The sequence below is a fragment of the Rhizobium sp. PK7-22 genome, assembly GCF_056530405.1.
Genome location: NZ_CP096514.1, coordinates 833,447 through 854,289, shown reverse-complemented (window position 1 = coordinate 854,289; position 20,843 = coordinate 833,447). Strand labels below are relative to the sequence as shown.

19 protein-coding genes and 1 tRNA gene are annotated in these 20,843 nt (G+C 64.0%); 10 read left to right on the top strand and 10 right to left on the bottom strand.

The window, feature by feature from the left end; translation table 11 throughout:
• The 5 genes from exbD (at position 1) to M1E10_RS08770 (ending at position 5,564) form a co-directional block, all read left to right on the top strand.
• Positions 1–489: an ExbD/TolR family protein gene (gene exbD / locus M1E10_RS08790; protein WP_499175976.1), complete on the top strand. Its 489-nt coding sequence runs from the start codon at positions 1–3 to the stop codon at positions 487–489.
• Positions 486–1,421, top strand: coding sequence for a TonB family protein (locus M1E10_RS08785; RefSeq protein ID WP_499175975.1), 936 nt, complete (start codon positions 486–488; stop codon positions 1,419–1,421). The genes exbD and M1E10_RS08785 overlap by 4 nt, the downstream gene beginning before the upstream one ends.
• Before the next feature lie 513 nt (positions 1,422–1,934).
• Positions 1,935–2,558, top strand: a complete 624-nt coding sequence (locus M1E10_RS08780) for a ribonuclease D (RefSeq protein ID WP_499175974.1) — start codon at positions 1,935–1,937, stop codon at positions 2,556–2,558.
• A gap of 99 nt (positions 2,559–2,657) precedes the next feature.
• Positions 2,658–3,689: a hypothetical protein gene (locus M1E10_RS08775; RefSeq protein ID WP_499175973.1), complete on the top strand. Its 1,032-nt coding sequence runs from the start codon at positions 2,658–2,660 to the stop codon at positions 3,687–3,689.
• Between the two features lie 216 nt (positions 3,690–3,905).
• Positions 3,906–5,564, top strand: coding sequence for a hypothetical protein (locus M1E10_RS08770; RefSeq protein WP_499175972.1), 1,659 nt, complete (start codon positions 3,906–3,908; stop codon positions 5,562–5,564).
• 67 nt (positions 5,565–5,631) lie between these two features.
• Here the strand turns inward: M1E10_RS08770 and rpsA are convergent, their stop codons facing one another.
• The 3 genes from rpsA to aroA form a co-directional block, all read right to left on the bottom strand.
• Positions 5,632–7,335 carry a 30S ribosomal protein S1 gene (gene rpsA / locus M1E10_RS08765; protein ID WP_499175970.1) on the bottom strand — a complete coding sequence of 568 codons (1,704 nt, stop codon included), beginning with the start codon at positions 7,333–7,335 and terminating at the stop codon, positions 5,632–5,634.
• A gap of 151 nt (positions 7,336–7,486) precedes the next feature.
• Positions 7,487–8,122 (bottom strand): (d)CMP kinase, encoded by a 636-nt coding sequence (gene cmk / locus M1E10_RS08760; RefSeq protein WP_499175969.1) that lies wholly within the window; start codon positions 8,120–8,122, stop codon positions 7,487–7,489.
• A complete protein-coding gene (gene aroA, locus M1E10_RS08755; protein ID WP_499175968.1) occupies positions 8,122–9,489 on the bottom strand; it encodes a 3-phosphoshikimate 1-carboxyvinyltransferase in 1,368 nt (455 codons plus the stop codon). The genes cmk and aroA overlap by 1 nt, the downstream gene beginning before the upstream one ends.
• Before the next feature lie 222 nt (positions 9,490–9,711).
• Between aroA and M1E10_RS08750 the strand changes: the two genes are divergently transcribed.
• Positions 9,712–10,101: a TIGR02300 family protein gene (locus tag M1E10_RS08750; RefSeq protein WP_499175967.1), complete on the top strand. Its 390-nt coding sequence runs from the start codon at positions 9,712–9,714 to the stop codon at positions 10,099–10,101.
• A 151-nt stretch (positions 10,102–10,252) separates the two neighbouring features.
• Positions 10,253–10,328: transfer RNA gene (locus M1E10_RS08745), tRNA-Ala, on the top strand.
• A gap of 22 nt (positions 10,329–10,350) precedes the next feature.
• Here M1E10_RS08745 and M1E10_RS08740 read toward each other — a convergent pair.
• Entirely contained in the window at positions 10,351–11,346 is a 996-nt protein-coding gene (locus M1E10_RS08740) for a COG3904 family protein (RefSeq protein ID WP_499175966.1), read from the bottom strand.
• A 113-nt stretch (positions 11,347–11,459) separates the two neighbouring features.
• Between M1E10_RS08740 and M1E10_RS08735 the strand changes: the two genes are divergently transcribed.
• Complete coding sequence (locus M1E10_RS08735) at positions 11,460–12,719, top strand: alpha/beta hydrolase (protein WP_499175965.1); 1,260 nt, start codon at positions 11,460–11,462, stop codon at positions 12,717–12,719.
• Positions 12,720–12,723: 4 nt separating this feature from the next.
• Here M1E10_RS08735 and M1E10_RS08730 read toward each other — a convergent pair whose 3' ends face one another.
• The 6 genes from M1E10_RS08730 to M1E10_RS08705 all read right to left on the bottom strand — a co-directional run bounded on the left by M1E10_RS08730 (position 12,724) and on the right by M1E10_RS08705 (position 18,988).
• Positions 12,724–13,728, bottom strand: a complete 1,005-nt coding sequence (locus M1E10_RS08730) for an ABC transporter ATP-binding protein (protein WP_499175964.1) — start codon at positions 13,726–13,728, stop codon at positions 12,724–12,726.
• Between the two features lie 28 nt (positions 13,729–13,756).
• Positions 13,757–14,770, bottom strand: a complete 1,014-nt coding sequence (locus tag M1E10_RS08725; RefSeq protein WP_499177126.1) for a Gfo/Idh/MocA family protein — start codon at positions 14,768–14,770, stop codon at positions 13,757–13,759.
• A gap of 47 nt (positions 14,771–14,817) precedes the next feature.
• Positions 14,818–15,657, bottom strand: coding sequence for a carbohydrate ABC transporter permease (locus M1E10_RS08720; RefSeq protein WP_499175963.1), 840 nt, complete (start codon positions 15,655–15,657; stop codon positions 14,818–14,820).
• Between the two features lie 12 nt (positions 15,658–15,669).
• A complete protein-coding gene (locus tag M1E10_RS08715; RefSeq protein WP_499175962.1) occupies positions 15,670–16,620 on the bottom strand; it encodes a carbohydrate ABC transporter permease in 951 nt (316 codons plus the stop codon).
• Positions 16,621–16,791: 171 nt separating this feature from the next.
• A complete protein-coding gene (locus M1E10_RS08710) occupies positions 16,792–18,048 on the bottom strand; it encodes an ABC transporter substrate-binding protein (RefSeq protein WP_499175961.1) in 1,257 nt (418 codons plus the stop codon).
• Between the two features lie 25 nt (positions 18,049–18,073).
• The gene (locus tag M1E10_RS08705) at positions 18,074–18,988 is read right to left on the bottom strand and encodes an N-acetylmuramic acid 6-phosphate etherase (RefSeq protein ID WP_499175960.1); all 915 of its coding nucleotides are present in this window, start codon (positions 18,986–18,988) and stop codon (positions 18,074–18,076) included.
• 206 nt (positions 18,989–19,194) lie between these two features.
• Between M1E10_RS08705 and M1E10_RS08700 the strand changes: the two genes are divergently transcribed.
• Complete coding sequence (locus M1E10_RS08700) at positions 19,195–20,082, top strand: glucosamine kinase nucleotide-binding domain-containing protein (protein ID WP_499175959.1); 888 nt, start codon at positions 19,195–19,197, stop codon at positions 20,080–20,082.
• Positions 20,079–20,840 (top strand): GntR family transcriptional regulator, encoded by a 762-nt coding sequence (locus tag M1E10_RS08695; protein WP_499175958.1) that lies wholly within the window; start codon positions 20,079–20,081, stop codon positions 20,838–20,840. Before M1E10_RS08700 ends, M1E10_RS08695 begins: the two co-directional genes overlap by 4 nt.
• The last annotated feature ends 3 nt before the right edge of the window (positions 20,841–20,843 follow it).

Genomic DNA, 20,843 nt, shown 5'->3' with positions numbered 1-20,843 from the left:
ATGGCCGGCGGTATTCGCGAAAATTCCGGTGACGAGCTCTCCGAGAACCACGAGATCAACGTCACGCCCTTCATCGACGTGATGCTGGTGCTGCTGATCATCTTCATGGTCGCGGCGCCACTTGCCACCGTGGATGTGAACGTCGACCTTCCCGCCTCCACCGCCCAGCCGGCAGAGCGCCCCGACGAGCCTCTCTACCTCACCGTGACGGAGGACCTCGGCATCAACCTCGGCAACGACCCGATCGACCGGGCGCAGCTGCCGTCCACCCTGGAGCGTGTGACGGAAGGCAACAAGGATACCAGGATCTTCCTGCGTGCCGACAAGGCCATCGAATACGGCCAGTTCATGGAGGTCATGAATCTCCTGCGGGACTCGGGATACCTGAAGATCGCGCTTGTTGGGCTCGAAGGCGTGCCTGCCGCCCCTGCTGCGGCCCCGGCCGCCGGCGCGGCTACCACCGGTCCTGCCGCCGGGAGTAGTCCATGACCTTCACGACACCCCGATCCAGCCGTGCCGGCCGGTTCGGCGAAATGGCGCTATGGTCCACGGCCGGCATCGTCGTGCTGACGGCCCATCTCGCCGCGGCCGCGGTGCTGTTGAAGCAGGAGCCCTCTGCGCCAGCCGACCAAGGACCGCCCGCCGCCATCATGATCGATCTTGCTGCCGAACCGGTGGCCGAGAACACCGAGGAAGATCAGGTATCGACGGAGGAGGTGGAGTCGCAGGAGATCGCCAGTCGGCAGATCGAGCCCGTGGAAGACCCGCTTCCGGAGCCGCTGCCCGAGCCGGTCGAGCCTCCGCCACCGGAAGACGTCGCGGAGCCGGATCCCGTTGAACCGGAGCCCGAGATTGTCGAGCCTGAACCGATCGAACAGCCGGAGCCGGAAGTGACCGAGTCCATTCCCGAGCCAGCCCCGGAACCCGTGGAAGAGATCGATCCGATTGAGCAGCAGATGATCGCGGCGCTCGACAACGTCGAGGTGCCGCTGCCGATCATGCGTCCTCCGCCGCCGCCGGAGCCGAAGAAGGAGCCGCCCAATCGGGCGAAACCGCAGCCGCAGGCGGCCAAGGCGTCGCAGAAGGCGAAGCTGCAGACGCAGAAGGCGGATCGTACGGCGGCAACGCAGACGTCACAGGGAACCTCCACGCCTTCGGTTTCGCCGGCCCGATGGAAGTCCAAGGTGCAGGCCAAGATTGCCCGCAATGCCCGCCGCTGCCCGGGTAACGACACCGGCCTGGCGGCCGTTCGCTTCAGCTTCGATGGCAACGGCAATATCACCAATGTGTCGCTGTCCCGGTCTTCGGGAAATTCGGCGATCGACAGCTACATCGTCTCCGCCGTGAAGCGGGCGTCACCGATCCCGGCGCCGCCTGCCGGTGCACCCAGGTATTTGGATCAAGGCCTGAGATGTGAATGAGCCGGACGACCATGCCGGAGAGTTACGGAAAACCGCTCTTTTAGGCCCATCATCACTGCGGCGGCGATGCAAGTTGTGTGACTGATTGATTCATCGCTGAACAGGACGGGTGCGGCCCGAAGCGGGCTAGCGATGGCGTACGCTCGCCATCTCGGGCCAATCACGCCAGAAGCAGCCGCGACTATCGACAGATTCAGCGTAAAGGACAACAGGCCCCAGAACGGAAAAAGCCCGACGCGGGAGGAGGTGCGTCGGGCTTTAAACTTGATCGGCAATTGGGAGGAGGAGGAGATTGCCGATCTCATCTCACGACGCTGGGAGGAGGAGTGCGTCGCTTCGATGAGACAGATATATGCCCCACCCATCCGGTTGCCAAGAGGACCTGTTGCAATGCAGCAATGCGCGGGGCGCAAAGCTTCATCTATGTCATCGTGAATTTGCCGCTTTCATCGCCGTGCTTGCCGCGAAGCGGGCTCTGTGTCATGCCGTCACCGACAAACAAAGAGGCAGACGATGAGCAGCATTCGCTACCACGAAGGTGATATTTCCCAGGCAGACGCCGCCCGCTACACCGGGGCGATCGCCATCGATACCGAGACGCTGGGACTTGTCCCGCGCCGTGACCGACTCTGCGTCGTGCAGCTTTCGCCGGGCGACGGCACGGCCGACGTGATCCGCATTGCCGCCGGGCAGAAGGAGGCGCCAAACCTCGTGGCGCTGCTGGCAGACACATCGCGCAGCAAGATCTTTCATTACGGCCGGTTCGACATCGCCGTTCTCTTCCATACCTTCGGCGTCACCACCACGCCGGTCTTCTGCACGAAGATTGCATCGCGTCTGGCGCGCACCTATACCGACCGGCACGGACTGAAGGACAATCTGAAGGAAATGCTCGACATCGACGTTTCCAAGGCGCAGCAGCAATCGGACTGGGCGGCGGCGATCCTGTCCCCGGCGCAGCTGGAATATGCGGCCTCGGACGTGCTTCACCTGCATGCGCTTTCCGCCCGTCTCACCGAGCGCCTGAAGCGCGACGGTCGCATGGAGATGGCCACCGCCTGCTTCGAGTTCCTGCCGACCCGCGCCAAGCTCGACCTTCTCGGCTGGGAAGAAACCGATATCTTCGCCCACAGCTGACCACAGATCCGGGGCAGTGGCATCCTGCCGCTCCGGGTTAACGTCCGATTAAGCGGCTCCCCTTAGGCTTCGACGCGAATGTCTGGGGTGGGCGAGACCATGGTACTTCCGACGCAGGCGGCTTTCGGGCTGGCCGCAATCAACCTGATGCAATCGGCCCTCGATACCATCGAGGACCGGCGCAAGCAGGATGAGGAAAAGGCCACCGGAACCAAGAAGGATCCGGTCGCCGAGGCGCGCATGAGCGCCAGCGCGGAAGCCAAGCGGTCCGAGGGCAAGATTGCCGAGGCGCTGTTCAGCATCAACAACGTCGACCCCAACGAATTGAAGATGCAGCTGATCGAACGGCTGGCCGCGAAGCTTGGCATCGACCTGGACGAAAAGCGGTCGAACTACTCGCTCGGCAAGGCCCTCGAGGAGGCGGCCAAGAGCCTCGACAGCACGCAAATCAAGCAGCTTGAGGAAGACCTCGGATTGGAAGCTGCCGGCGTGTCGCTCGCCACCGTGATCGCCGCAATCAAGAACCCCTACGGCGATGACAATGTCCGGCTGATGGACGGTCTAACCAAGGTCGCCAATGGCGGCAAGGCGGGCTTCGACGTTGATCGCGTCATTCAGCGCCTCGAGAACGTGGCGGACCCGAAGACGCTGGAAGAGCTGAAGCTCGGTCCGCAGGGCTATGATCCCGCGCGCGTCGAGGACGCCGAGACTCGTGCCGAGCGCAGGGACGATATCCAGGCGCTGGAGGCGGCCGGAAAGCTCGAGGACGTCCAGGAGATGCAGGACGCGGTCAAGGAGAACAACGACAAGGCGGTCAAGGGTGCGATCCCCGAGGGAACGTCTGCCTCCGACACTGCCGGGGCTGACATGATCCTGCTTCTCGGCGCGACCGTCGAGCAGGCCAGGGACACGGAAGCCGTCACCGGGGGTACGGCAGCGGTCGAGCCTGACGATATTCCAGCATCCGGCGATGTCGCACCCGGCGATGGGGAGGACATCACAGAGGTGAACGCCGAGGCCACGGAAGAGATGGCGGCCGAGGCGCTGGCGGAGGGCGAGATGCCTATCCTGGCCATTTCCGTCGACGACATCGGGCTCTACGAGTTGCTCAAGCAAAAGCTCGCAGCCTGATGCCTGGGTTGGCGGCGAGGCCCCGGCCTGAGCACCCACGCCCCGTTTCCTCCGACTGACAACCCGTCTTAGCGGTTTGTTAACCTTTGTCGGGCAACCTAACCAATCATTCGGCATTTGTGACGCCATGAGGCGTCGCGGTGGCAGCGCGAAACGCTGGGAGCTCCAACCGCTGTAGCCGGACTGTCTTGCCAACGCGAAGACATGGAGCAGGTCATGCTGCCGCCCCTCAGCGCCGTTTCGGGCGCTTCCATCGATTACCAGACAGCCGCACGGCCGGCTGTTCCGGCGCAAGTCGCCCTGGGCATCGCCAACAGCAACCCCTCGCTTCCACTGCCGACGAACCTCCTGAGCGGCGGGCGGATCGACATCCTCTCGCTGTCGGGTCAAATGCAGCTGGCTCAGGGATTGTCCGTCTTCGCCGAAGCGGTCGGCGGCTATTTGAAGATCAGCCGGCGGGAAGGCGAGAGCCTGGTCGACTACGCCCACCGGCTCGCCGAGGCCCTGAAGTCGCTGACCGCCTCGCAGCGGGCGGTGCTGGAGCAGAGCCTCGCCCAGCTCGTTCGCGGGATCACGCTGCGGATGCTGACGGACATCCTGAATAACCCGCTCGGCGCCGAAGCCTCCCGTCTCAATGCCTACCTCGAGACGGCGCAATTGACGGGTCGCGATCCGGCAGCGCGCGCCGTCGTCAGCTCCTATCGCCAGAATGCCGCCGCCGATCTGGTGACGGCGCCCCCGGCAGCCTCAGCGTCGGGAACACCGGGCGCTGCTGACACGCAACACCGCGGCGTGCCGGACAAGACAGGCAGCAACCTTGCGTCCAGCGCCGCTGGCACCCCTCCAGATGCCGCCGGAGGCCGGTCGATTTCCTCGCAGGCGCAGACGCAAGGCACCGCGACCCTTGCCGCTGAGAATATCGCTGAGCCCGCAGTCCCCGGCAGCGTTGCAGACGAAGCCGCAACAACGCACGCTCCAGGGTCGGCGCCGCGGTCGGACGGCGCGGCGCAAGGCCAGGACGCCGCCAAACCTCCCGCACAGCCGGGCGGCCTGTCGTCCCTGGAGCCCATGGCAGATGATGCCTTGGAGCACCTTTCAAAAGCGGCAAACACCGAGGCACGGGGCGCCACGAAGCCTGATTCAACCGGGGCGCCCGGTTCCTCAACTGTCGGCGCACGGGCTGCGGCAGCGGCCGGTCTTGCAGGTGCTGCCGTGATCTACGATGCCACTGCCCTGATCCGAATGGCGCAGCGGGTTCCGGAAGAGGCCGGCAACAGATTCGTGCAGGAGGTTCTCTATCGGACCGCCCATGCGGCGGACCCCGCCGGAACCGCGCCTCCCCTTGCGACAGAAGACGGACCGGGCAGTCTCGCGGCTGCCCCGGTAGCGGTCGAGGCGGAAGACGCCTTGCCTGCGGTCCTGCGGACAGATGCGATGCGGACGACAGCGGGTCTCGAGGGGCTGCAAGCAACACGGGCATCCATGGCGGCCGGCGCGGACACTCTCCCTCCCCTGCCAACGGCCGAAGCCGGCGAAGCGGGCACGCGATCCCCTCTTGCCCAAGCGCCGCTTGAAGCGGCAGCCTTTGTTGCGGCGGCGCCGATGATGGCCCGCGAGGGACTGGTTCAGGCCTTCGTCGCCTATCCGCCGGTGCAGCCGCCGGCGAAGGAAGAGGAGCGCGACGTGGAACGGGTTTCGGCCATCGATGAAGATGGCGGCAACCGGCCTTCGCAACAGGATGCCCAGGGAGACGATCAGGGGGCCGAGGACGACGAGGCGTCTGGCAGCGGCGAAGGGGATGCAGCCGGCGGGGACCATGACGGCCACGCCGACCACGCCGAAAATCTCTACTGGCGCATGGCCGACCTGGCATAATCGAAACCGCGCACGAAAAAGGCCGCCGGATTATCCATCCGGCGGCCTTTATTGTCAGCAACAGCGATTAGTCGGTGTTGCGGTTCTTCAGAGCCGCACCGAGGATGTCGCCGAGCGATGCGCCAGAGTCGGACGAACCGAACTGAGCAACGGCTTCCTTCTCTTCTGCGATCTCGAGAGCCTTGATCGACAGCATGACCTTGCGATCCTTCTTGGAGAAGTTCGTGACGCGGGCGTCAAAAACCTGACCAACCGAGAAACGCTCCGGACGCTGATCGTCGCGATCGCGTGCCAGGTCGTTGCGGCGGATGAAGGAGGTGATGTCGTCGTGAGCGACGAGCTTCACTTCAAGGCCACCGTCGTTGACGGCCGTGACTTCGCACGAGACGACAGCGTTCTTGCGCAGTTCGCCCGAAGCTGCAGCGTCGCCGAGAGCGTCCTTGCCGAGCTGCTTGATGCCGAGCGAGATGCGTTCCTTTTCGACGTCCACATCGAGAACGACGGCCTTGACCATGTCGCCCTTGTTGTATTCCTCGATGACCTGTTCGCCTGGACGGTTCCAGTCGAGGTCGGAGAGGTGGACCATGCCGTCGACGTCGCCTTCGAGGCCGATGAACAGGCCGAACTCGGTCTTGTTCTTGACTTCGCCTTCGACTTCAGTGCCGGCCGGATGGCTGAAGGCAAATGCCTGCCACGGGTTCTCGAGGGTCTGCTTGAGACCGAGCGAGATACGGCGTTTGGACGGATCGACTTCGAGAACGACAACATCGACGTCCTGCGTGGTCGACAGGATCTTGCCGGGGTGTACGTTCTTCTTGGTCCAGGACATTTCCGAGATGTGGATCAGGCCTTCGATGCCAGGCTCCAGCTCGACGAATGCACCGTAGTCGGTGATGTTCGTGACGGTACCGGAGATCTTCTTGCCGATCGGGTACTTGGCCGAGATGCCATCCCACGGATCCGACTCGAGCTGCTTCATGCCGAGCGAGATGCGGTGGGTTTCCTGGTTGATGCGGATGATCTGAACCTTGACCGACTGGCCGATGGACAGGATTTCCGACGGATGGTTGACGCGGCGCCAGGCCATGTCGGTGACGTGCAGCAGACCATCGATGCCGCCGAGGTCGACGAACGCACCGTAGTCGGTGATGTTCTTGACGACGCCGTCGACAACTTGGCCTTCTTCGAGGTTCTGAACGATTTCAGAGCGCTGCTCGGCACGGGACTCTTCGAGCACCGTACGGCGCGAAACGACGATGTTGCCGCGGCGCTTGTCCATCTTGAGGATTTCGAAGGGCTGCGGGTTGTGCATCAGCGGGGTGACGTCGCGGATCGGACGGATGTCGACCTGCGAACGCGGAAGGAAGGCAACGGCGCCATCCAGATCGACGGTGAAGCCACCCTTGACCTGGTTGAAGATAACGCCTTCGACGCGCTCGCCGGCTTCGAACTTGACTTCGAGCTTGACCCAGCTTTCCTCGCGGCGAGCCTTCTCGCGCGACAGAACAGCTTCGCCCAGCGCGTTTTCGATGCGCTCGACATAGACCTCGACTTCGTCGCCGACGTTGAGCAAGCCGTCCTTGCCCTTGGCGCCGAATTCCTTCAGCGGCACGCGGCCTTCGACCTTGAGGCCGACGTCGATGACGGCCATGTCCTTCTCGATGCCGGTGACGATGCCCTTCGTGACATAGCCTTCGGCCAGATCCGTATGACCAAAGGATTCTTCGAGAAGAGCTGCGAAGTCATCCCGCGTTGGGTTAGATAGTGACATGAAATCTCCTGAGAGTGCCCTTGCGGACACGTATGCGCCGGTGGTTCGCGTTAAAGATGCTCGAAGCCAAGCCCGCCTCATCTTTGGAGGCTATCCGGCGCTAGGACTGGCTTACGAGATAGGATGACGCCCGGACAAAACCGGAAGGCCATCAAGCTTTCTTCAGGGCAGCGTCGATGATGGTCTTCGCGCCTTGAAACGCGGCCTCTATACTCATTTCCGAGGTATCTAGCAAGTGTGCATCGGCCGCCGGTTTCAAGGGGCTGTCGGCGCGGCCCATGTCGCGCTCGTCGCGCTTGCGCACATCGGCGAAAATGGCCTCGAAATCCGCCTCCTTGCCGCCTTCGACGATCTCGTCGTAGCGCCGTCGCGCCCGCACCTCGGGAGAGGCCGTGACATAGAGTTTCACCGGCGATGACGGGCAGACGACGGTGCCGATATCGCGGCCGTCGAGGACGGTGCCCGGCTCGCGCTCTGAGAATGCCCGCTGCGCCTCCACCAGGGCGCGCCGCACCGCGGGCATGACGGCGATCCGCGACGCCGCCTCGCCGATCTCGTGGCGCGACAGCACCGACCGGTCGAGCCCGCCGAGATCGACCTCGCGGGCCATCTTCTCGGCCACGTCCTCATCATCCAGCGGCAGGCCGGCGTCGAGCAGCGCCTTGGCGGTCGCCCGATAGGTCAGTCCGGTGTCGAGATGGTGGAAGCCGTAGGTCTCGGCGATCTGCCGAGACAGGGTACCCTTTCCCGCCGCGGCGGGTCCGTCGATGGCGATGACGAATCCCATCAGGCCGCCCTGCTCTCGACCGCCTCGATCCGGGCGCCGAGGCCGGCCATCAGATCCATGAACTCGGGGAAGCTGGTGGCGATGATGCCGGCGTCGTCGACCGTCACCGGATGTTCCGACACCAGGCCGAGCACCAGGAAGCTCATGGCGATGCGGTGATCGAGGTGGGTGGCGACCGCCTCTCCCGCCGCATTGCCGTAACCCTTGCCGCCCGGGCGGCCGCGCACGGTGAGCCTATCCTCGCTCTCGTCGCAATCGACGCCGTTCAGCTTCAGGCCCTCGGCGGTGGCCGACAGCCGGTCGGATTCCTTGACGCGCAGTTCCTCGACACCGAGCATGGTGGTCGTGCCTTCCGCAAAGGCGGCGGCGACGGCCAGCACCGGATATTCGTCGATCATCGAGGGTGCCCGTTCGGCCGGAACGGTGACGCCCTTCAATTGCGAATGGCGGACCCGCAGGTCGGCCACGTCCTCGCCGCCGGCGAGCCGCGCGTTCAGCACCTCGATGTCGGCGCCCATCTCCTGGAGCGTCAGGATCAGGCCCGTGCGGGTCGGGTTCATCAGCACGTTCTCGATCGTCACCTCCGAGCCCGGCACCAGCAGGGCCGAGACCAGCGGGAAGGCCGTGGACGACGGATCGCCCGGCACGTCGATCACCTGCCCCCTCAGTCTTCCGCGGCCCTGCAGGCGGATGGTGCGCACGCCGTCCGCGTCCGTCTCCACCGTCAGGTCGGCGCCGAAACCCTGCAGCATCTTTTCGGTGTGGTCGCGGGTCATCACCGGCTCGATCACCGTCGTGGTGCCGGGCGTGTTGAGACCGGCGAGCAGCACCGCGGATTTCACCTGGGCGGAGGCCATGGGAACCCGGTAGGTGATCGGGTTCGGCGTTGCCGGTCCGCGCAGCGTCACCGGCAGGCGGTCGCCTTCGGCGGCCGTGACCTGCACGCCCATCTCGCGCAGCGGCGCGAGCACGCGGCCCATCGGGCGCTTGGAAAGCGAGGCATCGCCGATGAAGGTGGAATCGAAGTCATAGACGCCGACGAGGCCCATGGTCAGGCGGCAGCCGGTGCCGGCATTGCCGAAATCAAGCGGCGCCTGCGGCGCCAGCAGCGCGCCGTTGCCAGTGCCCTGGATGATCCATTCGGCGCCGACCTTCTCGATCTTGGCGCCCATGGCCTGCATGGCCTTGCCGGTGTTGATGACGTCCTCGCCTTCCAGGAGGCCGGTGATGCGGGTTTCGCCGGAGGCCAGGCCCCCGAACATGAAGGAGCGGTGCGAAATCGACTTGTCGCCCGGAATGCGGACGGTGCCCTTCAGATCGGCGGATTTCAGCGAGCGGGCCGGCTTCAACGCAACACCATGCGACATGGCTTGTCCTTCTGTCTCTTGTCCTGAATTTGCGGGCGTGGTTATCATAAAGGCGCAAGCCGGTCATCCAGCTAATTTCGCCCTCTGCTCTAACGGTCAAGTTTACCTTTGACAGGAAAGGGCGCAGGCCTTAAGGGGACCGGCTAGTTTTCATTACCCGTTGACAGCCGCTCCGGCGGCGGCAAGCCGACCTTGATCGGCCAGACTCACGAGGCTTTCACAGTGGCAAAAGCGGAACTCGGCACCAAGCGCACCGACCCCGATAACGGCAAGAAGTTCTACGACCTCAACCGTAACCCGGTTGTCTCGCCCTATTCCGGCAAATCCTGGCCGCTCTCCTTCTTCGAGGAGAACACGACCCAGAAGAAGATGGAACAGGCAGAAGAGGAAGAGGTCCAGGAAGTCGACGCCGAGAACCCGGAGGTCGAACTGACGACCACCGACGACAGCGACGATTCCAGCGGCGACGATCTGCCGGACATGGGCGACGACGACGTCGAGATCGAAGGCGATGACGACGACGACGACACCTTCCTGGAAGCGGACGAAGACGACGACAACGACGATGTGAGCGGCATCATCGGCGTGACCGGCGACGACGACGAAGTCTGATCCACAATTCCCACGCCCGGCGGACGAGAAAATTCGCCGGGCCATCAAATATGGCTTGCACTCTCCCCAAACCGGAAGTATCAAGCCGCCACTCCGGGCGACACGCTTGGAGTTTCCCAGGACCGGAACGATTTTCCCGGACCACCCTGATGGGGCTATAGCTCAGCTGGGAGAGCGCTTGCATGGCATGCAAGAGGTCAGCGGTTCGATCCCGCTTAGCTCCACCAAATTTTTCCACCCAACGTTTCTTTACGGATTTGCGCTTCTTTCAAGGACCTTTCCGTTCTCTGCTATTATTTTGTAGCCAGCACCCACGCGAAGATAATACTCGAAGGTTGCACTCCCTTTTGCAGATTTTTTCCGGCTGGTATCCAACACAGCCCAGTCATATACGCCCGTGATCCGACAGATGTCTTGAGTGCACGACGACTGGATAGTGGCGGGCCTTGCCGTTGAAGCTCTCATGGGCCAGCGCTCGACATACTTGTATTTGTCCGCCAGAACTTCCTCCTTGGTGACATCCTTTCCGTAGAAATTCACGTTGTCGGCGTAGATGTTGGTGGCCACACCGATCAGTTCGTCACGCGGCAACGATCCGGCCATTATCACTCCAAGTATGAAGGCCTCTGCCATCTTTTCTTGGTTGGCAAAATTTGTAGTTGGCGGATGAGTGGGCACTTGGGTCTCTGACTTCGGTTCCAGAGTGCGGATGAGTCCTAAACTCGCAACTTCGGCATCTGAAAAGACATACATGTCATCCGGTGATGTCCGTAGCATCCGGGTGATGACCGGCTGCGGCACGTCGTACTTCGCGAGGACCTCAAGGATATCTGACAGGTTAAGCTGCGCCTCCTGCAGGTCTCCACCGCCAGATATTTGATGGACCCCCAAGCTTCCTTCAACAATCCGCTGCTGACCAGCGAAGAAGATCAACGAGCAGGCTGAGAGGCACTGCATCTCGGGCAGGATGAGCGTGGCCAGCTTTCGTTCGAACACTTCCTCGGCAATCAGCAGCGCCGCTTGTACGGAGCCCCCGTCACTGCTCAAGACCAAGGTATCGACCTGCGGTCTCGCCGCAAGCGCACGGCGAAAAGCCAAGGGAGCCCGGAAGTTAATCTCGCCGTTGAGAGCTATGACGTTCGGCACCTCGTCCAGAAGAAGGAACGGTGCGTAGTCAGCATCCGTCTGAGCAGCGGCGCTACTTGCAAACAACCAAAGCGAACACGCAATAATCGACTTCCACATTGCCAAGCCCCTCCCCTTATTGCTTTATCCTGCCATAGATACAGCCTTTCACAACCTGCAATTCCCCCACCCCCCAGCATTGACATCCGCCCCCATTCCCGCTGAATACCCCCATGAACACCGGCGCCGCTCCTCACCCACGCCGCCTGCTGGCGCTTCTCCCTCTGCTTCTTGCGGTGAGCCTTTCGGGCTGCGCGGGGCGGCCGGAAGGGGTTTTGATCCCGACGGCGGCGGCAGCGACGGCGCCGGGGGAGCAGGTGGATATCCTGGTGGCCACCACGCGTCAGCCGTCGAAGGATCCGGGTATCCTGTTTTCCGGCGAGCGCGGCCGGGACCTCGAAGCGACCGACATTGCCGTCTCCATTCCGCCCGCAGCCAACCGCGAGGTAGGCGAAGTGCAGTGGCCGAAGCGGCTGCCGGCGAATCCGTCAAAGGAATTCGCCACCGTCCGCGTCGCGCCAGTGAAGGGCGAGGCCGAGGCGGGCCGATGGCTGTCGCAGCACCTGCCGCCGAGCAAGCGGGTCTTCGTCTTCGTGCACGGCTTCAACAACCGGTACGAGGAGGCCGTCTACCGCTTCGCGCAGATCGTCCATGATTCCGGCACCGAGGCGGCGCCCGTGCTCTTCACCTGGCCGTCGCGCGCCTCGATCTTCGACTACAATTACGACAAGGAAAGCGCCAACTACTCCCGCGACGGGCTGGAGGATGTGCTGGACCAGATCGCCGACAATCCGCAGGTCAAGGACATCGTGATCATGGCCCATTCGATGGGCTCCTGGCTGACGGTGGAGGCGCTGCGGCAGATGGCGATCCGCGACGGGCGCGTGGCGCCGAAGATCAGCAACGTCATCCTCGCCTCGCCGGATCTCGACGTCGACGTGTTCGGCCAGCAGCTCGACACCATCGGCAAGCCCGGCCCCAACTTCACGCTGTTCGTCTCGCGCGACGACCGGGCGCTGCAGCTGTCGCGACGCATTTCCGGCAGCATCGACCGGCTGGGCCAGGTCGACCCGACGGTGGAACCCTATCGCACGGAGTTCGAGAAGGCCGGGATCACGGTGCTCGACCTCACCGCGCTGAAGAGCGGCGATACGCTGAACCACGGCAAGTTCGCGCAGAGCCCGCAGGTGGTGCAACTGATCGGATCGCGGCTGCTCGCCGGCCAGGAGATCACCACCTCGGATGTGGCACTCGGCGACCGGCTCGGCGCCATTGCGCTCGGCACCGCGCAGACGGTCGGCGGCGTGGCCAGCGCCACGGTCAGCGCGCCGATCGCGGTCTTCGATCCCAACACGCGGCGGACCTATGGCGAACAGATCAACCGCGTCGGCCGGTCGCTGGAAAACACCATCATCTCGACCGTCGCGGAATAGGGTATCAGCCGCGGATCGCCCTGCCGCCCTCGTCGAAGCGGTGGAGGCTTGCCGTGTCGGGCGTGGCGAAGACCGTGTCGTCGGGCGCGTAGGCGTGTTCGCCGAAGAGGCGCACCGTCAGAAGCCCGGTCTTTTCCGTCTCGATGTAGACGATGGTATCGGCCCCCAGGTGCTCAACGTGCTCGACCCTGCCCTGCCAGGTGCCGCTGTCGCGCGACAGCGCGATGTGCTCCGGGCGGATGCCGACCGTCTTCGCACCCGCCTCGCCGAGGCGCCCCGCCTCGATCAAATTCATCTGCGGCGAGCCGATGAAGCCCGCGACGAAGAGGTTGGCCGGCCGATTGTAGAGCTCCATCGGCGAGCCGATCTGCTCGATGGCGCCGGCGTTCAGCACGACGATCTTGTCGGCAAGCGTCATGGCCTCCACCTGGTCGTGGGTGACGTAGATCATCGTCGCCTTGAGGCGCCGGTGCAGGGCTGCAATCTCCAGCCGCGTCTGCACGCGCAGCGCCGCGTCGAGGTTGGACAGCGGCTCGTCGAACAGGAAAAGCTTCGGCTCGCGGACGATGGCGCGGCCGATCGCGACGCGCTGGCGCTGGCCACCGGAAAGTTCGGAGGGGCGGCGGGCGAGATAGGGATCGAGCGACAGCATGCCCGACGCTTTGGCAACGCGCGCCTCGATGACGCTCTTCTCCTCGCCCGCCTGCTTCAGGCCAAGGCCCATGTTGTCCTTCACCGTCAAGTGCGGATAGAGCGCGTAGGACTGGAACACCATGGCGATGCCGCGCTTGGCGGGCGGTGTGTTGATGACCTCGGCGCCGTCGATCCGGACGCTGCCGGAGGTGGCATCCTCCAGTCCCGCGATCACCCGCAGCAGCGTCGACTTCCCGCAGCCGGAGGGTCCGACGAAGATCACGAACTCGCCGTCCTTGACGTCGAGATCGATCCCCTTCAGCACCTCATGGGTGCCGAAGGCCTTGCGGATGGAGGTCAGTTGCAGCGAACCCAAGGGCGTCTTCCTTCAAACTGTGACCGGCTTACAGAATGACCGGCGCGCCGGTGCGCACGCTCTGGTCCGCCGCCAGGCAGATGCGCAGCGACTGGACGGCATCGTCCATGTGGCGGTCTAGATCGATATCCTCGCGGATGGCTTTGAGCACATAAGCCTGCTCCAGATCGCAGAGGTCCTGGTGCCCTGGCTCGCCGGCCATGGCCAGATCCTCGTCCGGGCGCAGGAACTTGCCGTTTGGGCCGGTCTCGGCGGTGTGGAGGCGGATCACCGAGGTCTTGGTGTGGGTGTCGATGTCGTCGGACTTGGCGTTGGGATCCATGACGATCGAGACGGAGCCCTTCGGCGACATGACATCCTTCACGAAGAAGGCGGTCTCGGAAATCATCGGGCCCCAGCCGGCCTCGTACCAGCCGACGGAGCCGTCGTCGAACATCACCTGCAGATGGCCGTAGTTGTACATGTCGGGTGCCACCTCGTCGGAGAGGCGCAGGCCCATCCCGCGCACCTGCACGGGCCTGGCGTCGGTGATCTGGCACATGACGTCGACATAGTGGACGCCGCAATCGACGATCGGCGAGGTTGTCTGCATCAGCGCCTTGTGGGTCTCCCAGGTGGGGCCCGAGGACTGCTGGTTGAGGTTCATGCGGAAGACGTAAGGCGGCCCGAGCTTGCGGGCCTCCTCGATCAGCCGCATCCAGGACGGGTGATGGCGCAGGATATAGCCGATCACCAGCTTTCGGTCGGCTGCCTTCGCGGCTGCCACGACGCGCTCGGCATCGGCCACCGTGGTTGCCAGCGGTTTTTCCACGAAGACATGGCAGCCGGCCTCGAAGGCGGCAACCGCATAGTCGGCATGGCTGTCGGAATAGGTGCAGATCGAGCAGAGGTCGGGCTTCAGCGCCGCCAGTGCCTCGGGAAAAGTGGGATGGATCGTGTAGCCCTGCAGTTCCTCCGGCAGCGTCACCTCGGACCGGTTGACGAGGCCGACGATCTGAAAGCCCGGATCGTTGTGGTAGGCCAGCGCATGGCTGCGGCCCATGTTGCCGAGGCCGGCGACGAGGACGCGGACGGGTTTGTCTGAAGAACTCACTTCACTGCTCCGGAGGTAATGCCGCGGATCAACTGCCGCGAGAAGATGACGTAGAGGACGAGCACCGGCAGGATCGCCAGCGACAAGGCCGAGAGCACGGCGTTCCAGTTGGTGACGTACTGGCCGATGAACATCTGGGCGCCGAGCGTGATCGTCTTCGTTTCCTCACCCGGTGCCAGGATCAGCGGGAACCAGAGGTCGTTCCAGATCGGGATCATGGTGAAGACGGCGACCGTCGCCATGGCCGGGCGCACCAAGGGCAGCACGAGGCGGAAGAAGATCGCGTATTCCGACAGCCCGTCGATACGGCCGGCGCTTTTCAGGTCGTCGGAGACGGTGCGCATGAACTCCGAGAGGATGAAGATGGCGAGCGGCAGGCCCTGCGCCGTGTAGACGAGGATCAGAGCGGTCAGCGTGTTGACGAGCCCCGTCGCCACCATGCCCTGCAGGATGGCGACCGTGCCGAGGCGGATCGGGATCATGATGCCGAGCGCCAGGTAGAGGCCCAGCAGCGTGTTGCCCCGGAAGCGGTATTCGGACAGCGCGAAGGCCGCCATGGCACCAAACAGAAGCACCAGCGCGATGGAGACCACCGTGACGACCATGCTGTTCTGGAAATAGCCGAGGAAGTCGCCCTGGCTCAACACCGTCTCATAGCCGACGAGGCTGAAGGTCGTGGGCGTCGGCAGCGCCATGGGCTCGCGGAAGATCGCATTGCGGCTCTTCAGCGAGTTCACCAGCGTCAGGAACACCGGAAACAGCGCGATCAGCGTGTAGCTGATCAATGCCAGATGGATGAGGCTGCTGCGGAACGGCGAGGAGCGGGCTTTCGACATCGGCGGCTCCTTCTAGAACTGATAGCGGCGGATGCGCCGCTGGATGACGAAGAGATAGAGCGAGACACCGGCGAGGATGATCAGGAACATCACGGTCGCAATGGTTGCCCCCATCGGCCGGTTGCCCATCTGGTTCTGGAAGCCGAAGAAGGTGCGGTAGAGCAGCGTGCCGAGGATGTCGGTGGCGCCATCGGGTCCGCCGAGCGCGCCCTGCACCGTGTAGATCAGGTCGAAGGCGTTGAAATTGCCGACGAAGGTGAGTACCGAAATAATGCCGATCGAGGGCAGGATCAGCGGCAGCTTGATCTTCCAGAACTGGCTCCAGCCGGTGATTCCGTCGCATTCGGCAGCTTCCAGCACCTCATCGGGAATATTGATGAGGGCGGCATAGATCAGCATCATCGGGATGCCGACATACTGCCAGACGGAGATCAGCGAGACGGCGATCAGCGCGCTCTCCGGCTTGCCGAGCCAGGGGCCGAACAGGAATTTCAGGCCGACGAGATCCATCAGGCCCGGCGCGATGCCCCAGATCGGCGAGAGAATGAGCTTCCAGATGAAGCCGACGATGACGAAGGAGAGAAGCGTCGGCACGAAGATGGCGCTGCGGTAGAAGGCGGCAAAGCGCAGGCCCGGCAGCGACAGCATGGCGGCTAGCGCAATCCCGATCGGGTTCTGCACGGCCATGTGGATGAGGAAGAAGATCGTGTTGTTCCAGAGCGCGTTCCAAAAATCTGCGGCCAGCCGCGGATCGCCGAACAGCCGCCGGAAATTGGCGAGTCCGACGAAACCCATCGTGCCGTCGACGACATTGAAGAGCGACAGCCGCAGCGTCTCGATCAGCGGCAGGATCATCACCGCCGTGTAGACGAGGAAGGCCGGCGCCAGGAACACGAAAATGTGCCAGCGCACGGGGCGCTTCGGCGGAGCGATCGAAGGATCGGCGGTGTCGATGTCGCTCATGTTCGGGTTCCGGATAAGGTCGGTTTGATGGGTAAAGGCTGCCCCTCACCCTAGCCCTCTCCCCGCACGCGGGGAGAGGGGATGCTCGAGATCGCGGCAATTCCCTTCTCCCCGATGTGACGGGGAGAAGGTGCCCGGCAGGGCGGATGAGGGGCTGCCTCTAGAGCAGGTTCAGTTTGCCGGCTTGTACCAGCTGTCGAGACCCTTCTGGGTTTCCTCGGCGGCCTGTTCCGGTGTCATCGTGCCGTTGATGACATTGGCCGACACCCGCCACATCTCCAGGTCGAGGTTCGGTTCGCCGCGACCGACGATCGCCGCGCTCGGGCGGATCGTCGTTTCGCAGTTCTGGCGCCAGGAGACGAATTCCTGGGCGAGCTCATCCTGCATCACGACCGGGGTCGTGTTCAGGCTGAAGAAGCCAGGTGCCGAGTTCGCATAGAGATCGGCAAATTCCGCCGAGGCGACCCAGGTCAGGAAGGTCTTGGCGGCTTCAGCATTACCGCTCTTGGCGTTGAGGCCGATGCCGATGTCGTTGTGGTCGGAGATGTAGCACTGGTCGCCTGCGGCCTTCACCGGCGGCGGGAAGGCGCCCATCTCGAAGTCGGCCTGGCTCTTGAACGGTGCGATCTCCCAGGAACCGGCCGGATAGATGGCGGCGCGGCCGAGCGTGAAGAGGTTCTGGCTGTCTGGATAGGTCTGCGCCTCGAAGCCGTCGCCGAGGTAGTCCTTCCACTTGGCAAGCGTCGCATAGGGCGCGACCCACTGGGCGTCCGTCAGCTTCTGCGTGCCCGCGATCAGAGCCTTGCGGCCTTCCTCGCCTTTCCAGGCGTTCGGGCCGATGTTGTAGTAGCCCATGGTCGCGGCTTCCCACTGGTCCTTGGTGCCCATGGCCAGCGGGATGTAGTTGCCGTCTTCCTTGAACTTCTCCAGCACGGCGAAGAACTCGTCTTCGGTCTTCGGCACCTCGACGCCGACTTCCTCGAAGGCGGCCTTGTTGTATATGAAGCCGTGGATGACGGAGGCCATCGGCACGCAGAAGGTTGTGGCACCATCGTCCGTGGTCCAGGCGGACTTGGCGACGTCGGAGAAGTTCTCCATGCCCGGCAGGTCGTTCAGCGGCGCAAGCTGGCCCTTCTCGAACATGGCGAGCGTCAGGTCGAACGGCCGGCAGGTGATCAGGTCACCGGCGGTGCCGGCCTCGAGCTTTGCATTGACAGCCGAATTGTACTCGGTCGGCGCCATCGGTGCGAAGGTCACCTTGATGTCGGGATGCTTGGCTTCGAAGGCAGGAATGATCTTCTCCTGCCAGATCGGCAGGTCGTCGTTACGCCAGCTCTCGATGGTGAGCGTCGTCTCCTGCGCCCATGCCATGCCGGCCGGGGCCAGCACGGTGGTGGCAAAGAGCATGCCTTTCAGTATGCGGGTCATGTCGTTCTCCCTCTTGTTCGCGCTTTCAGGCGCGTTTGTGGAACTCTTGTGTCTCGTCGAACTCGGCCAGGGCCGGCCTCAGGGCCTCGCCCGACCGGGCAAGTGCAGCGCGGGCGGCATCGGCATCCGGCGCGCCGGAGGCCAGCAGCACCGCCACCTTGACGGAGCCGCCAGCCGTATCCAGCAACTGCGCCGCCCTGCCCTCGTCGACGCCGGCGATTTCCGCCACCATGCGCGCGGCCCGCGCCTGCAGCTTCTCGTTGTCGGGATAAAGATTGACCATGTGGCCATCATGCACATGCCCGAGCTTGATGCCGGCCAGCGTCGAGAGCATGTTGAAGGCGATCTTCTGCGCCGTGCCGGCGCCCATGCGCGTCGAGCCGGCAATCACTTCGGGCGGCGTCTGCAGGAGGATCGAGACGTCCGCCTGCGCAAAAAGCCTGGCGCCCGGATTGTTGGCGAGGGCGACGACCTTGGCACCGCGCCGGCGCGCTTCCTCTGCAATGGCCAGAGCCGAAGGCGTCGAGCCGCTGGCGGAGACGCAGATGACGCAATCACCGGGCTCGACGATCGCCGCATCCCGGCGCGCCTGCTCAACATCGTCCTCGGGTGCACCCGCCAGATCGGTAAGGCTCGACACGCCGCCGGCGAGCAGGATGACGATCTTATCCTTGGCGATGCCGTAGGTGCCGGGCAGCTCGAGGGCATCAGCCATGGCCATCAGACCGGAGCTGCCGGCGCCGGCATAAACGAGCTTGCCGCCGGAGCGAATGGTCTGGGCGACAAGTTCCGCGCCTGCCTCTATGTCGGGAATGGCTGCATCGACGGCCGCGGCGGCAGCCTGCTGGCCGGATGCGAGAAGCGCCAGAATCTCATGGGGAGGCCGGGCATCCAGCCCTACCGCTTCCTCGTGCCTGGCTTCGGTGGCAGTTCTGCTCATCCGTTTCTCCCTCTGGCAAAATGATGCCAAAAAAATACCAATTGTCCAGCTACAAAATTAACATTTATGAAGAAGCGGCTAAGGCCGGTCCTGACGAGGCAAATTCCGCTATTTCTATCAGAGACTTGCCTTCATTAACCAGCTGCGACTCCTATTCGGTATTGGTAATTGGTATTTTTTTGGTATCCTGCCGCCGGAGGTCGATGATGACGGATTACTTTATCGGGATCGATGGTGGCGGCACGAGTTGCCGGGCAGCCGTGGCGGGACGCGACGGACGCATCCTTGGCCGTGGGCGCAGCGGCGCCTCCAATATCCTGACCGATCCCGACACTGCCCTTCGCCATATCGAGGAGGCGGCGCGGCTGGCGCTGGTGGAGGCCGGCCTTGCACCTGATCTCCTGTCGACATGTTCGGCGCTGCTCGGGGTTGCCGGCAACAATGTCGGCGATGCCGTCTCCTACGTCTCCACACGATTGCCCTTCCAGCAGGCGCAGATCGTGTCGGACGGACTGATCGCCCTGCAGGGCGCGGTGGGCGACGCCGATGGCGCCATCGCCATTGTCGGCACCGGCACGATCTTCATCGCCCGCCGTCATGGCATTCTCCACTATCTCGGCGGCTGGGGTTTCCAGGTCGGCGATCTTGGCGGCGGTGCGCGCATCGGCCATGCGGCCCTTCAGGAGAGCCTGCTGGCGCATGACGGGATCCGCCCGACAAGCGCACTCACCACCTCGATCCTCGACGAATTCAGCCACGATCCGACCAAGGTGGTCGATTTCGCGCGATCCGCGCATCCGGGCGAATTCGGTCGCTATGCGCCCCGCGTGGTGCAATTCGCCGCCGACGGCGATCCGACGGCGCTGCGGCTGATGGGCGAGGCGGCAAAGCATGTGGACGACGCGCTGGACGCCGTCGTGGACCTGACGGGCGGCGAAGGGCGGCTCTGCCTGCTCGGCGGTCTGTCGCACATTTATCCGGCCTATCTCGCAGACCGTCATCGCAGCCGTCTCGCCGAACCGCTGGCGGATGCGCTGACCGGCGCCGTGGCCCTTGCCGTGCAGGCCTTCCAGCGGGAGGCTGTCGATCCATGAGCGAGACCCTTTCCGCTATCCTGCCGCTCGCCAGCCTGCAGTCCGCAAGCGCCGGGCCACTCTACCTCAAGCTCCGTCAGACGCTGGAAGAGGCGATCAGTTCCGGCCGGCTCGGCCATGGCGCGGCGCTTCCCGCCGAACGGGATCTCGCCGAATACGCCAGCGTCAGCCGCGTCACCGTCCGCAAGGCGGTGGACGACCTTGTCCGCGACGGGCTTTTGATGCGCCGCCAGGGCTCCGGCACCTTCGTCGTGAAGCCTGTTGCGCGCGTGCAGCAGCCGCTCTCGCAGCTCACCTCGTTCACCGAGGACATGGCGCGCCGCGGCCTCGTGACGCGATCGGAATGGCTGGAGCGAGGCCTCTTCCCGCCGTCGCCGGAGGAGACGATGATGCTTGGCCTGACGGCCGGCACCATGGTGGCGCGGATCGGCCGGCTTCGCATTGCCAACGATCTGCCGCTGGCGATCGAACGGGCAAGCCTCTCGGCTGAATTCCTGCCGGATCCGGATGCGGTCACCTCGTCGCTCTACGCGCAACTGCAGAAGAAGGATGCCCGCCCGGTGCGGGCGATCCAGCGAATTTCCGCCTGCAACCTGAAGGACCCGGACGCCGGGCTGCTGGCCGTGCCTATCGGTGCCGCGGGCCTTTCCATCGAACGCATCTCCTACCTCGCCTCCGGGCGCGTGGTGGAGTTCACGCGGTCCCTTTACCGCGGCGATGCCTATGATTTCGTCGCCGAGCTCACGCTGGGAGAATAAGCA